Below are 14,053 nucleotides of genomic sequence, written 5' to 3' on the forward strand. Positions count from 1 at the left end.
ATATGGCATTAAAAACGCTGTCGTGGTGTCCGCAACCCGGTTACACAGTGGAAGAAGAACCACGACGAAAAGTGCTGAAGTATGGTAACGGCTATCAGCAACGAATGGAAGATGGAATTAATACTCTGCTACGTAAGTATTCCGTAACCTACAAAATAAAAAACAAAGAATCGGCACAATTCCGTAACTTTATGAAAGAACATAGCGGAGTTCGTGCCTTTTATTTTAAAGATATAGCTCTTGGTGGCGAGTTAGTAAAGGTTGTATGTACTAAATTTCCTCGACAAGTGGGGAAAACACACACAATATTTACTTGTGAATTTGAAGAGGTGGTGTAATGCCAAAAGATCTACCGTCAAAAATGGCTCAAGAATTGCCCAAATTGGAACAAGGGGCGTTGATTGAACTATGGGAAATTGATTTACGCCATATTGCCAACAGCAATGGCGATAGCGGTGAACTATATCGATTCCATAATGGTGTAAGTCAAAGCCGTGCGAATATTTGGTGGCAAGGTAACGAATATCAAGCCTACCCGATTAAAGCCGATGGTTTTGAAATTAGCGGACAAGGACCAAGCTCACGCCCCACGCTTACAGTTTCCAACCTGTACGGCATTATTACCGGCATTGCTGCCAACTTTGGGCAAGGCGTGGGCGGTAAAGTCACTCGCCGCTTGGTGTACGCTCAATTCCTTGATGCTCGTAATTTTACCGGTAACAAAAATAATAAAGCTGATCCGACACAAGAAGCAGTAAGTTACTTCATTATTGAGCAACTTAAAAGCCTTGATGATGAACAAGCGACCTTTGAACTGGCTTCGCCGGCAGAAACCGATAACGCCAAAATTCCGCTACTAATGATTACTTCTGATGTGTGTATTTGGCAATATCGCTCCGCTCAATGCGGTTACACTGGCGGGCCAGTTGCTGATGAATTTGATAAACCGACATCTGACCGTAAAAAAGATAAATGCTCACATTGCATTCGTGGCTGTAAACTGCGTTTTGGCGAAAATGCAGTGTTACCCTTTGGCGGTTTCCCTAGTACTACACAATACGGAAATTAAAATGCAAATTGATGACCGATTAAAAAAAGAAATTCTAGATCACGCCAAACAATGTGAACCGCAAGAGTCTTGCGGTTTTGTTGTTTTAGAGCAAGGAGAATTAGTGTTCTACCCTTGCCCAAATATAGCTGATGATCCTGAACATTTTTTTGAGATTGATTATGAAGAATGGGTTATGACATCAGAACTCGGAGAGATTATAGCTCTCGTCCATTCTCACCCTGATTCAGTGCTGGAAAAAGGCTTGCCATACTTATCAATAGCAGATCGTCGATGCCAAGTTCGTACACAATTAGATTTTTGGCTGGTAGTAGATAACGATATTAAACAGTTCCGTCCTATTGAACCGCTGATTGGTCGTCAATTTGAAAACAATAAACAGGACTGCCGTAATATCATTCTTGATTGTTATATGTTGGCTGGTATTGAATTACCCGAACAATCTACTTACGAATTTGAATGGTTTGAGCATTCTAATTTATATGAAGAGGGCTTGGTTCGTTGCGGATTTGAAAAAATTCCTTTTGATGAAGAACCTCAGCTTGGTGATGTCATTTTAATTCAGGTAGGGGCAGAGGTAGGCAATCACGCTGGTGTTTATCTTGGTAACCAGATGATGATTCATCACAGTGAAGGGCGATTATCAGCACGAGTACCTTATGACGGCTTTTGGCTTAAATCCACACATTCAATTTGGAGACATTCACAATGGCAAAAATTACATTTTATGGCGATCTTAAACGATTTAGCGATCAGCCGTTCGAGCTTGAAGTAAGTGACTTCCGTGAATTAATGAGTGGGCTACTTACGCAAATTCAAGGCTTACGTGAACATTTACGCAATGGCTATTACAAGGTGCGGATTGGTAAGAATTACTTAAACAATGATCAGCTACAAACTAACCCGATGATTGCTCTTGATGACAATTCTTCCATTCATTTCACACCTGTGATCGCCGGAGCTGGTAAAGCCGCAGGTATTATTCAAGCGGTGGTTGGTGTTGTTCTGATTGCTGTGGCTTGGTGGAATCCGTTAGGCTGGTCGGCAGGTGCTGCAATGATGGCTGGTGCTATGGGTGCTTCACTTGCGATGTCAGGGGCGATTTCCCTTTTAACTCGAACACCTGAAATGAGCACAGGTGCTAGCGAAAGCGAGAAAAAGCAAAGTACATCATTTAGTAATATCCGTAACTTAACCCCGCAAGGCAGACCAATCCCATTGCTTTATGGCAAAATGATGACAAGCCTTGTATTAATTTCACAAGGGATTGAAACCTTTGATGATATTGAAGCATTAAATAATTAGCAAAATTCTGAATAAATTTGACCGCTTGTAAGCATTGTTTACAGGCGGTTTTCTGTTTTTAAGAGGTATGTATGGGCGGTAAAAAACAAGGTTCAGCACGCACACCACACGAAGCACCTGATAGCCTAAAATCAGCACAGCGATTACGTGCGATTGGTTTGATTTCACTAGGTCCAATTAAAGGCCCTGTAAACAAGTGGAAATCCACTTTTTTTGATAATACACCAATTCAAAACGAAAATGGCGTTGATGATAACGATGAAGCCAGTTTTAACTTTAAAAATACCGAAGTGTCATTTACGTTAGGCACACAAGATCAACTCCCATTACAAGGCTTTGAAATGTCGGAGCGTGAAGTATCGGTTAGCACCGAAGTAAAATACACCACCCCAATTACTCGAACCGTTACCGATCCTGATGTTACTCGTTTACGTGTAACTTTGGGCGTAAATGCTCTCTATGAACAAAACGATCAGGGCGATACTAATGGCACATCGGTTTGGTTCCGTATTTTAATTAACGGCTTGCCTCGTGCGACATATGAAATTCAAGGAAAATCATCATCTCGCTTTTACCGAAGCTACATTGTTGATGATTTACCTGAGCGTCCATTTACCATTACTGTCGAACGCACAACAACAGATTCTAAAAGCCAACGCCTACAAAATGCGACAAACTGGGTTAGTTACACCGAAATCATTGATACCAAATTGTCCTATCCCAATATGGCATTAGTAGGCATTAAAACTGATTCACGCTACAACCCAAATTTCCCAAATGTAAATTTTTTGCTTTATGGGCGTTTGGTTAAAGTGCCAAGCACTTACGATCCTGAAACTCGCACATACTCGACAGCACTCTGGAAAGGTGATTGGAAACAAGCCTGGACAAATAACCCTGCTTGGGTGTTTTACGATTTAGTAACTGACCCTTTAGCTGGATTAGGTAAGCGTGTGGGCGATTATGGTTTGGATAAATTCCAACTCTACCAAATTGCGAAATACTGTGATGAATTGGTTGATGACGGCTACGGTGGCAAAGAACCACGAATGACTGCTAACTTATGGCTGACTGATCAACGTTCTGCCTATGAAGTACTTTCTGATATGGCATCAGTATTTCGTGCGATTGCCGTATGGAATGGTACGCAATTCACTGCGATTCAAGACCGTACAACCGATCCCGTTTGTACTTATAGCCAAGCAAACGTAATCGACGGTAAATTTTCTCGCCAGTATGCAGCAATGAAATCTATCTATACTGCTGCAGAAGTCGAATATGCCGACGAACGCAATATGTATCAAAAGGCGGTGGAATATGTCGCTGATGATTTAATGATCGAGCGTTACGGCTACAACGTCAAGAAAATGACCGCTTACGCCACAACAAGCCGTGGGCAAGCTCACCGTTGGGGCAAATGGGTTTTAGCCACTTCGCTACTAGAACAATGTACCATTACATTTAGTGTTGGTCGTCAAGGTCTATTGCATTTACCTGGGGATATTATCGAAGTCGCTGATAACGATTACGCCGGTAAAACGCTTGGCGGTCGTGTTGTTGCGGTTAATGGTAAAGTGGTTACGCTTGATCAGCCGATTGAAATTTCAGGTAATAGCTATTTGAGCTACCTCAACGATGAAATGAAAGTCGTAAAAGTGGCAATTTCTAGCGTAGATAGCAAAAATAAAGCCGTAGTTACATTGGCAACAGTTCCAACAGGGCTTGAGCCAATGGATGATTGGGTACTAAAAACACCAACCGTTTCTACTCAGCTTTATAGAGCGATTGGTATTACAGAAAATGACGACGGCAGTTATACCATTACCGCTCTCCAACACGAACCGCAAAAAGAGTCGATTGTTGATGGTAGTGCGAGTTTCATTCCTGTTGTGACAACAGCTCATACCGGTGGTGCTCAGAAAGTAGCAAATGCGGAAGCAAGCATTAACGAAAACGGTGTGAAATTAACGTGGGAAATGCCATCATCTAATAGCATTGTAAAATATGAAGTTCGCCTATATCGCAATGGCGTTCTTTACCAAACCTATTTAGATTTGGAAACCACCGAGCTTACTTTTGATGATTTACCGGATGGTAGTTATGTTGCAGAAATTCGCTCTAAAAATGCTAATGGTCAATTATCTGATCCTGTTACTCGTGCGTTTGAAATCAATCTTACGATCAACCGTTTAACCACAAAATCACTTTATTTCTCTATTCAATTAGACTGGGATCTACCAAAAACGGCAACCGTAGGTAATTACACCGAAATTTGGCGTAGCGTGGATAATAATATCCGCAATGCGAAAAAAATTGCGACATTACCGTATCCGCAAAATAGCCATATTCTCAACGGCATTGATTTAAACGAAAGTTATTATTTCTTTGTTCGTTGTGGCGATAAAGCAGGGAATAAAGGGCAATTTACAGAAGGCGTATTTGGCGAAGCAGATCATAATCCTGACACTTTGTTAAATGTACTTGAAGGTCAAATTACTCGTAGCCAGTTGGGAGCAGATTTGATTGCTTCATTACAGCAAGATATTGATACCGCTGTTGCTAGTGAAGCAGGATTAAGACAATCAGCTGTCGCTAATGCTGTTTCACAAATCATAGCGGAATCTCAAGCTAGAGCTAAAGCCATTCAGGACGAGGCTAATAATCGTACCAAAGCAATTCAAGCAGAAAGTGTAAATTTAACGAAAAGAATTCAAGCAGAAGCAGCGACTCGAGGGAATGCTGTTACACAATTACAAAATGTTGATGTTCAACAAGCACAACTCATTTCTGCCGTCACCGCAAAAGCTAATAATGCCCTATCAGGCTTGGAAGAGGAAAAAACAGCACGGGCAAACGGCGATAAAGCTGAAGCTCAAGCCCGTGAAGCATTAACAGCAAGAATGAGTGATGCGGAAAGCAATATTGCAACTATTCAACGTACGGTAGCAACTAATACCCAAAGCATTAGTGAGGTTAGCCAAAACTTAAATGCGAAGCTGGATAATTTAAGTATGGGTGGGCGAAATTATTTAGGATACACCAAAGATTTCTCTTCCGGTTGGGAGTTTGCTCAACACGCTAATGAAACCGCTTTAAATGGCAACGGTACTATTATTGATGGTTGTTTGTACTTTAACTCAAAAACCAATAAAGTTTCAGAGTGGCATCAATTTAGCCGAGAAAGTTCAATAAGTCAGAGATTATCATCAGAATCGCTGAACCGGTTAGAGTCTGGCACATATACAATTAGCTTTATGGCTAAGAGCAATATTGATAATGACCGCATTTGGTTTGCGGTACGGCAATATTTTAATAATGGTGAAAACAATAACAAATCAATATGGGTTAGGGAGATTGGTACTGAGTGGAATAAATTTTCAGCTCAGATTGAGATTGAAGATTTATCTACATCTGATAAAACACATAAGTATTGGCTAGCTGTTTTAGGTTGTTTTACTGCAGGTGCTGAAGTTTGGTTGAAGAATATCAAACTGGAGAAAGGCAATATTGCTACAGACTGGACACCTGCCCCTGAAGATGTGGAAAGCAGTGTGAGTGCTGTATCTGCTGATTTAACCACCTACAAACAAGCTCAAGCAAGTGCAGATTTAGCTCAATCACAGCAGCTCACAGGCTTGACAGCAAGAATGAGTGATGCGGAAAGCAATATTACGGCTATCCAATCAACCAAAGCGAGTAAAACAGAGGTAGCAAGTCTTGCTCAAAGTTCGTTACAAGCAATTTGGAAGGCAGATGTAAAAAACTCTGTGAGTGCTGTGTCAGCCAAAATTGATACCATTCAGCAAACTCTAGCTAATTCTGATTCAGCTTTAAGTTCTCGCATTGACAGTGTAACAGCATCCGTGAATAGCAATAAAGCACAAATTTCACAGGTGAGTAATGCGGTTGCAGGTGTAAATGGTAAATTATCTGCAACTCACACAGTCAAAGCACAGACTATTGCTGGTGGTAGAACTGCTATTGCAGGTATTGCAATGGGGGCAACATCTGACGGTGTAACAACTGAATCATCTGTCATTGTAATGGCGGATAAATTTGGCATTGTTGCTAATGCGAATGATGGAAATGTGAGACCTGTATTTAGTGTGGCAAATGGTCAAGTTGGCATTCGTGGTGATTTGGTTGTTGCAGGTACAGTTACTAATGATAAATTGAGTAGTGGTCTAGGTGGTAACTTATTACAAAATCCGATCTTTGCTAATCCTACAAATGGAGTGCCTTACGGTTGGGGTAAAAACGTTTATGGTAATGTTAGGAGTATTGCAGATAATGTAACTGCTAATCATAGCTGGGTAGATCAACAAGTGTATTTACCAAATGAAAATTTAGCTCAATATACAGTTGATACCACAAATAGTGCATTACCAATAAATGCTAAAGCAGTATGGCTAGGTCAAACTGGTGTATCAGTTATTGCAGGTCAAACTTACATCTTCTCTGCCTATGTCTCTGGTCATAGGCTTGCTGCTCGTCTATATGTAGATTGCCGCACTGCTGATAATCGTTATGTAGGTAACTATGTTTCAGACTTAGCAAGCGGTAGTATGAGAGGTAATATCGGAAACACTAGCCGTTTATTTGTCAAATTTACTGTGCCTGAAAATGCTAACCGAGTTGATTTGTATATTATGGGATACAAATTAACAGCAGCGGGGGCTAGCAACGCAATGCTTTTCGTTGCTCGTCCAATGCTTGAGGAATGTACCCCTCACGCAACACAGCCGTCAGCATGGCAAAACGCCGGTGTTACTCAAGTCCACGGTGGAAGTATTATTGCCGATACAATCCGAGGGGAACATATTAAGGCAAATCAAACACTTTCTTCACCAAATATCACAGGTGGTACAATTACAGGTAACACAATCAATGGTACTACAATCAAAGGTAGTAATATTTCAGGCACAAATATTAGCGGTGGAACGGTCACTGGTGCTACTGTCAAAGGTGGGAGAATCGAAGGTGGTGTAATTAGTGGCTCAACTATTCTTGGGGATATTGTAAAAGCAGTAATTCTTACCAAAAATGGTAATGGATTTGAAGGAACTGTACCAGCGAGTGAAGTGTCATCTCGAACTGTCGTAGTTCCTTCAATTAGTTTTAAAGCTAATAGCGGAGAAACAAGTACCGTTGCAATCTACATTGATGGGTCGAAAGTTGCGGAATCTAGTGTTAGCGGTATTAAAGAGCAGATAATCGCTTCAGGAACTATTCCACCAACGACAATACGAGGTAGTGTATCAGTCTCTGTTTCAGGAGAGGTAAGTGGGGATTTATCAGGTAGTGTATCGGGTTCTGTTAATGGGCAAGCTAGTGGAATGGTATCAGGTAGTGTATCGGGTTTTGTTAATGGCGGAACTGTTAATGGGCACGTATCAGGGACAGCATCAGGATCTTTATCAGGGCAAGCAAGCGGTACAGCTCGGGGTAGAGCCTCAGGGCGTGTTAGTGGCACGGCGGCGGGGTTTGCTGAAGGAACTACCCCAACAACAACTGTAACGTCATCATTTTGGCTTAAAGTCCCTGTATCAGGGAGTATTTCTGGCTATAAACAAATTACCGGCAAAAGCGTCGTAATTAAGATAACTGCAAACAATTCAACAGCACTAAGTGGTCAAAACTCTTTAGTTGCATTAGTCGCATAGCTCAATGGCTCAAGTAGAAATACTTGGGCTTTTTTATTACCAATACAAAAAAGGAAAACATTATGAAATTCATCGAAAAACAAACAGAATGCCAACGTACAGGTGCATTATCAAATCATCACGTGGTAACAGGCTTACAAGTGGACTATGTGAATAATAGTACTTTTATCACAATGGCTTCGTATGTATCCAAACAGAAAAAAGATGAGGGTAAGGAATCGCTATCGGTAAATACCTTCACTATTTCGGCTGTTCCATCGTGGGATCAAATACCGTACGAGTGGGCTTTATCTGAATTAGTCAAAGCACAGCCAGAAGATTTTGTACCTGAGACCTATAGCGGTTATGTAAACCCATATATGTTTGCTGGAGGTAAGGTTAAAGAAATGATAGAAACTAAATAAAACATTACTGTATGGGGCTGAAAATGCCCCTGAAAATTTAGGAAGAGAAAAATAGAATTGAGGGAGATTGATTTTGTGACTAATTTGTGACTAAATTACACCAATTTATACCAAAAAGATGCAAATATACACAGTACTTTAGATTGGGATTGCTCTATAAGTCTTTGTTTATATTAAATATTTTAATTGCATCTATTTTTAATTAACGGGCTTCTAAGGCGTGGGTCAAAGGTTCGAATCCTTTAGGGCGTGCCATTAAATTCTTTTAAATTCAAATACTTACACAGCCTTAAAAACTCACGCTAAAGAACTATTTTCTGTATTGTGACAAAATTGTGCCAAAGTAAAGTTTACTGGTTCAAACAAAAAAGCCATCTAGCTCTATCTCACTAAATGGCTTTATTTTATCTTTTATTAAGCTGCAAAAGGATCACGCAAAATCATCGTTTCGACACGATCCGGACCTGTAGAAAGAATATCTACCGGCACACCGACCAGCTCTTCGATACGTTTAATGTAATCTAATGCGGCTTGTGGTAAATCTTCACGTTTTGTCACACGGAAAGTATTTTCAGACCAACCCGGCATTGTTTCATAAATTGGTTCAACACCTTCCCAGTCTTTTGCCGCAAGAGGGGCGTATTCAACAATTTTTCCGTTTGGCATTTTGTAGGCAACGCAGATTTTCAGCTCTTCAAAGCCGTCTAAAACGTCTAATTTAGTCATACAGAAGCCGGAAATGGAGTTAATTTGCACCGCTCGGCGAACGGCTACAGCATCAAACCAACCACAACGGCGAGGGCGACCGGTTACCGCTCCGAACTCATTACCTTTGCGAGCAATTTCAGCACCTACATCGTCAAATAGTTCGGTGGTGAATGGTCCACTACCTACACGGGTACAATAGGCTTTGATGATCCCTAATACGTAATCTAAATGGCGAGGACCGTAGCCTGATCCGGTTGCCACACCGCCTGCTGTCGTATTCGAGCTGGTTACGAACGGGTAAGTACCGTGGTCGATATCTAACATCGTGCCTTGAGCCCCTTCAAATAAAATATTGTCGCCGTTTTCACGTGCTTCGTGAAGCAAAGTTGTCACATCGGCAACCATTCCGGTAATCACATCCGCAATCGCAAACACATCATCTAAGGTTTTTTGATAATCTACCGCTTCAACTTTGTAATAATTGACTAATTGGAAGTTGTAGTAATCTAAAATATCTTTTAATTTTGCGGCAAAATGTTCTTTGTCGAATAAATCGCTGACACGTAAACCACGGCGAGCGACTTTATCTTCATAAGCTGGGCCAATACCACGTCCTGTTGTACCAATTTTGTTTTTACCAAGAGCCGCTTCTCGAGCGTGATCCATCGCAACGTGATAAGGCAGAATTAACGGGCAAGCTTCAGAAATTTTTAAACGCTCACGCACATTAATGCCTCGTTCTTCTAGCTCCCCCATCTCTTTCATTAATGCCTCTGGAGAAAGCACTACACCATTACCGATTAAACAAGTCACGTTATCACGCAAAATACCCGATGGAATTAAACGCAGAACGGTTTTTTCACCATTAATGATTAAGGTATGCCCTGCATTATGTCCACCTTGATAACGTACTACATATTTCACACGATCTGTTAATAAATCAACAATTTTGCCTTTTCCCTCATCGCCCCACTGAGCGCCAAGAATAGCAACACTTTTACCCATAGAAATGCCTCTTTTAGTTAGGATGAATAACGAAACCCATTATAACTTCATATCGCAAGCGGTCAATTTTTTCAAATTTTTTGCAAAAAATCAGCCAAAATTTACCGCTTGTTATGATCAGAATAGGGATGAAAATTAAAAACCCGATACAAGATCGGGTTTTATAGATACAATTATTTTGTCGGTGCTTGCATAAAGCGTAAGAATTCGCTGTTTGGCTTTAATAACATCATATTATTTTGACCTTCGGCAAAGCTATCTTCATAGGCTTTTAAACTACGAATAAAACTGTAAAATTCCGGCTCGTTACCAAATTTCTCTGAATAGAGTTTTGCAGCTTGAGCGTCACCTTCACCTCGCAAGGCTTGGGCAGTTTTGTTCGCATTTGCCAAAATCAGCACCACTTTTTTATCCACTTCGGCACGAATTACCTCTGCTTTCTCATTACCTTGTGAGCGGTGTTCACGAGCAACCGCATCACGCTCGGCACGCATACGTTGGTAAATTGAAGAAGAAACTTCATTTGGTAAGTTGATTTGCTTCACTCGCACATCAACCACTTCAATTCCTAAACGCTCTGCTCCATCTTCACCGGCATTCAGCGCTTTTTGGGCTCCTGCCATTAACTCACCACGAGAGCCGGATACAATATCTTTAATGGTTCGAGAACCAATCTCGGAACGCAGACGATCCCCTACCTTACGGCGTAATAAATCCGCCGCTTTTTGGTAATCACCACCAGTAGAGGTATAAAATTGGCCAAAATCACTGATTCGCCATTTTACATAGGAGTCCACTAATAAATCTTTTTTCTCGACTGTTACAAAACGATCTTCTTGTCCGTCCAAAGTTTGAATACGAGCATCCAATACCTTTAAGCTGTCGATAAATGGTACTTTAAAGTGAATCCCCGGTTCATATACCACCACTTTTTGATCGCTATCACGATGAACTTTGTTAAAACGTAACATAATGCCACGCTCGCCTTCATTTACAATGGTGATTGCCTGTAGCACAACAAAAGCAACTACAGCAAGTATAGGTACTAATAATCTACGCATGATTAAAATCTCCCCTTACGAGTTGGTTCTTGTTGTTCTGCTTGCTGCGGCTGAATTTGTGTTCTTGACTGTACTTGCGGCTGAACAACTTGTGGTGTAACTACTTGTGCCGCTGCAGGCTGCTCCGCTTTTACTGCCGATGAAGAATTCATTAGCTTATCTAAAGGCAATACATTCAAATTATTACCGTTTGAATCCATCACCACTTTAGGCGTGTTTTTCATCACTTTTTCCATTGTCTGGATATATAAACGCTCACGAGTCAACTCTGGAGAGGCTTTATATTCAGGTAATAATTGACTCAAACGTTCAACTTCCCCTTTTGCATTCAACACAACGGCTTCTTTATAGGCTTGAGCCTGTTCAATTGTACGCTGTGCCTGACCACGCGCAATCGGCTCTTCACCTCTTGCATAAGCTTCTGCTTCACGAATTAAGCGTTGCTCATCTTCTTGTGCTTTGATCGCATCATCAAAGGCAGCTTTCACCTCTTCAGGCGGTCGTGCATATTGGAAGTTTACGTCTGTTACCAATAACCCCATATCATAAGTTTTGATAATATCACGCAATGTGGACCACGTTCTTTCACGTACGGTTGCACGCCCAGTAGTTAAAATTTCGTCCATCGTCATATGACCAATCACATAACGCAATGCACTATCTGTAGCTTGTTTTAAGCTGTCATCAGGATTGCTTACACTAAACAAATATTTAGCCGGATCTTCCACACGATATTGAACCGTCATTTCCACCTGCACCATATTTTCATCTTGTGTCAGCATTGAACCGCTTGTATTAAGCTCTGAAACACGTTCCACATTTACTCTGGTGACAGAATCAATAAAAGTCGGCTTCCAGTTCAACCCAGGCATTACGATACTATCGAGTTTCCCTAAACGAGTAACTACTCCACGCTCAGCCTCTTGTACAGTATAAAAACCGGAACCAGCCCAAACGATTGCAGCAAGACCTAAAACAACAGGTAGGAATTTACCGAAACTTGCAGTAGGTTGATTTGAACTATTATTAGACCCTTTTCCACCACCCATTTTTTTTAATAAACTGCTAAATACTTCTTCTAAATCAGGGGGCTGTTGTTCATTCTGTTGATTATTGGCCGGCTCTTGTTGTGAACCTTGTTCTTGTTGCTCAGGCTTTGGCTCAGCTTTTTTCTGCCCCGGTTTACCCCAAGGATCTTGCTGATTGCCTGATTCATTCCACGACATAAATATCTCCAAAATAAAATCGAATCGCACTTTAAAGCTTAGAATGCAAGTTAGTGATTGTACCTATTTAGTAAGCTTTTGACTAGGTTTATCTGAAACAAGCGGTCTTTTTTCACTATTTATTTGCAAAAAAATAGGGCGATAAATTCGCCCTAGTATTGCTCTTAAAATTATAATGCTTGTTTGATAAATTCAGCCATTTGTACGTGCGGAATTGCACCAACTTGCTGGGCAATCACTTCACCATTTTTGAATAATAGTAAAAATGGAATGCTGCGTACGCCAAATTGTGCTGGTACAGATGGATTTTCATCTACGTTCATTTTGACAATTTTTACTTTACCATCAAATTGTGCATCAACAGATAAATCGTCAAGTACGGGGCCGATCATACGGCAAGGACCACACCAAGGCGCCCAGAAGTCTAATAATACCGGTACATCTGATTTTAAAACATCTTGTTCAAATGTAGCATCTGTTGTATGAATGACATTGCTCATAAGTTTATCCTTAAATATTAAATTAAAAAAAGAAACGCCCTAACTGGCAAGTTAAGGCGAACAGTTGTGTATAAGATAGAGATTAATCTATAAAATTTCAAGCAAGATTTACCAATTACACCAATAAATATTTGCATAGTGCGATTTTATTATCTCTTCAATTAAAAGTAGAAACGGGCTATATCTAAACAACTGCAACAAAAAGGGCTAATCACTAAGATTAGCCCAACTCGTTCTCAACAATAATTAGAACTTCACCCCGAAACCGGCAAATAGGACAACCGGATCAAGTTTTACTTTTACTTCGTGATCTGCACCTGCTGCTTTAAATTTTGCGGTTGTTTTAATGCGTGTGTACCAAGCTGCCGCGTTGAAGTAGATGTTATCGGTTAATTGTACATCAACACCTAGGTTTGCTACCGGTCCGAAAGAATGTTTTTTTACACTTAAGTCAGTAACAGCAGGGCTAACTGATTTAGCGTGGTAGAAGCGAGTGTAATTTAAACCTGCACCAACGTAAGGTTTTACTTTTGCAGTTGGCTCAAAGAAATAGTATTGGGCATAAAGGCTCGGTGGTAATTGTTTTAAGATAACAACTCTATCCAAATCTACTTCTGCACCTGATTCTAAAACTTTGGCTTTGGCATTAATTTTATGAGAGAAAGGGGTTGCACCTAATAACTCAATACCCACATTATCGGCTAACATATAAGTTGCAGTTAAGCCTAACTGAGTATTGTTTTTCACTTCTAAATCTACATCAATACCTGTCGCTGCTTTTGATTTTGCATCTGAACTTGAATTTGCCTTAACATGCACCGCACCGGCACGGAATATCACATCACCTGCTTGATGTGCCACCGCAGTTCCAGTTAATAATGCCCCACCTAAAATAATTGCTAAAGTTGATTTTTTCATTTTCATATCCTCAAAAATAATTAGAATACCTATAATGAGGTAAGCTTTAGCGAAGTGTAAATGAAATGAAATAGAAATGAATTGATATTTATCAAACTTTTAACACAAAGATACCCAACAAGAGTTATTTTATTTATTTTTGTGATCTTTTTCACATTTTTACTTGAAAATTGTTTACCAAGCTCCATTTAGTG

The 14,053-nt window shown here is 40.5% G+C and carries 11 protein-coding genes; 6 read left to right on the top strand and 5 right to left on the bottom strand.

All coding sequences use genetic code 11. The features are described from left to right. Positions 1-2 precede the first annotated feature (2 nt). The 6 genes from ACJ7Z2_RS09800 (at position 3) to ACJ7Z2_RS09825 (ending at position 8,441) form a co-directional block, all read left to right on the top strand. A complete protein-coding gene (locus ACJ7Z2_RS09800; RefSeq protein ID WP_134916756.1) occupies positions 3-338 on the top strand; it encodes a phage tail protein in 336 nt (111 codons plus the stop codon). After that, complete coding sequence (locus tag ACJ7Z2_RS09805) at positions 338-1,069, top strand: phage minor tail protein L (RefSeq protein WP_409500161.1); 732 nt, start codon at positions 338-340, stop codon at positions 1,067-1,069. The genes ACJ7Z2_RS09800 and ACJ7Z2_RS09805 overlap by 1 nt, the downstream gene beginning before the upstream one ends. A gap of 1 nt (position 1,070) precedes the next feature. Next, positions 1,071-1,844 carry a C40 family peptidase gene (locus tag ACJ7Z2_RS09810; RefSeq protein WP_409500162.1) on the top strand — a complete coding sequence of 258 codons (774 nt, stop codon included), beginning with the start codon at positions 1,071-1,073 and terminating at the stop codon, positions 1,842-1,844. Between the two features lie 17 nt (positions 1,845-1,861). Next, complete coding sequence (locus ACJ7Z2_RS09815; RefSeq protein ID WP_409501137.1) at positions 1,862-2,374, top strand: tail assembly protein; 513 nt, start codon at positions 1,862-1,864, stop codon at positions 2,372-2,374. 71 nt (positions 2,375-2,445) lie between these two features. Then, positions 2,446-8,037 (top strand): phage tail protein, encoded by a 5,592-nt coding sequence (locus ACJ7Z2_RS09820; RefSeq protein ID WP_409500163.1) that lies wholly within the window; start codon positions 2,446-2,448, stop codon positions 8,035-8,037. A gap of 62 nt (positions 8,038-8,099) precedes the next feature. Next, a complete protein-coding gene (locus ACJ7Z2_RS09825) occupies positions 8,100-8,441 on the top strand; it encodes a hypothetical protein (protein ID WP_249763881.1) in 342 nt (113 codons plus the stop codon). 414 nt (positions 8,442-8,855) lie between these two features. Here ACJ7Z2_RS09825 and purA read toward each other — a convergent pair whose 3' ends face one another. The 5 genes from purA to ACJ7Z2_RS09850 form a co-directional block, all read right to left on the bottom strand. After that, the gene (gene purA / locus ACJ7Z2_RS09830) at positions 8,856-10,154 is read right to left on the bottom strand and encodes an adenylosuccinate synthase (RefSeq protein ID WP_409500164.1); all 1,299 of its coding nucleotides are present in this window, start codon (positions 10,152-10,154) and stop codon (positions 8,856-8,858) included. Positions 10,155-10,327: 173 nt separating this feature from the next. Beyond that, positions 10,328-11,215: a protease modulator HflC gene (hflC, locus tag ACJ7Z2_RS09835; RefSeq protein WP_006250047.1), complete on the bottom strand. Its 888-nt coding sequence runs from the start codon at positions 11,213-11,215 to the stop codon at positions 10,328-10,330. 2 nt (positions 11,216-11,217) lie between these two features. Further along, positions 11,218-12,441: an FtsH protease activity modulator HflK gene (gene hflK, locus ACJ7Z2_RS09840; protein WP_409500165.1), complete on the bottom strand. Its 1,224-nt coding sequence runs from the start codon at positions 12,439-12,441 to the stop codon at positions 11,218-11,220. A gap of 170 nt (positions 12,442-12,611) precedes the next feature. Further along, a complete protein-coding gene (gene trxA / locus ACJ7Z2_RS09845; protein ID WP_409500166.1) occupies positions 12,612-12,941 on the bottom strand; it encodes a thioredoxin in 330 nt (109 codons plus the stop codon). A 246-nt stretch (positions 12,942-13,187) separates the two neighbouring features. After that, entirely contained in the window at positions 13,188-13,859 is a 672-nt protein-coding gene (locus ACJ7Z2_RS09850) for an OmpW/AlkL family protein (RefSeq protein ID WP_154704530.1), read from the bottom strand. Positions 13,860-14,053: the final 194 nt, after the last annotated feature.

Source organism: Mannheimia glucosida (genome assembly GCF_046267875.1).
Classification (GTDB): domain Bacteria; phylum Pseudomonadota; class Gammaproteobacteria; order Enterobacterales; family Pasteurellaceae; genus Mannheimia; species Mannheimia glucosida.

What these genes read in the sequence shown, in the direction of transcription:
- ACJ7Z2_RS09800 (WP_134916756.1), top strand. Translation starts at nt 3, where the DNA reads ATGGCATTAAAAACGCTGTCGTGGTGTCCGCAACCCGGTTACACAGTG.
- ACJ7Z2_RS09805 (WP_409500161.1), top strand. Translation starts at nt 338, where the DNA reads ATGCCAAAAGATCTACCGTCAAAAATGGCTCAAGAATTGCCCAAATTG.
- ACJ7Z2_RS09810 (WP_409500162.1), top strand. Translation starts at nt 1,071, where the DNA reads ATGCAAATTGATGACCGATTAAAAAAAGAAATTCTAGATCACGCCAAA.
- ACJ7Z2_RS09815 (WP_409501137.1), top strand. Translation starts at nt 1,862, where the DNA reads ATGAGTGGGCTACTTACGCAAATTCAAGGCTTACGTGAACATTTACGC.
- ACJ7Z2_RS09820 (WP_409500163.1), top strand. Translation starts at nt 2,446, where the DNA reads ATGGGCGGTAAAAAACAAGGTTCAGCACGCACACCACACGAAGCACCT.
- ACJ7Z2_RS09825 (WP_249763881.1), top strand. Translation starts at nt 8,100, where the DNA reads ATGAAATTCATCGAAAAACAAACAGAATGCCAACGTACAGGTGCATTA.
- purA (WP_409500164.1), bottom strand. Translation starts at nt 10,154, where the DNA reads ATGGGTAAAAGTGTTGCTATTCTTGGCGCTCAGTGGGGCGATGAGGGA.
- hflC (WP_006250047.1), bottom strand. Translation starts at nt 11,215, where the DNA reads ATGCGTAGATTATTAGTACCTATACTTGCTGTAGTTGCTTTTGTTGTG.
- hflK (WP_409500165.1), bottom strand. Translation starts at nt 12,441, where the DNA reads ATGTCGTGGAATGAATCAGGCAATCAGCAAGATCCTTGGGGTAAACCG.
- trxA (WP_409500166.1), bottom strand. Translation starts at nt 12,941, where the DNA reads ATGAGCAATGTCATTCATACAACAGATGCTACATTTGAACAAGATGTT.
- ACJ7Z2_RS09850 (WP_154704530.1), bottom strand. Translation starts at nt 13,859, where the DNA reads ATGAAAAAATCAACTTTAGCAATTATTTTAGGTGGGGCATTATTAACT.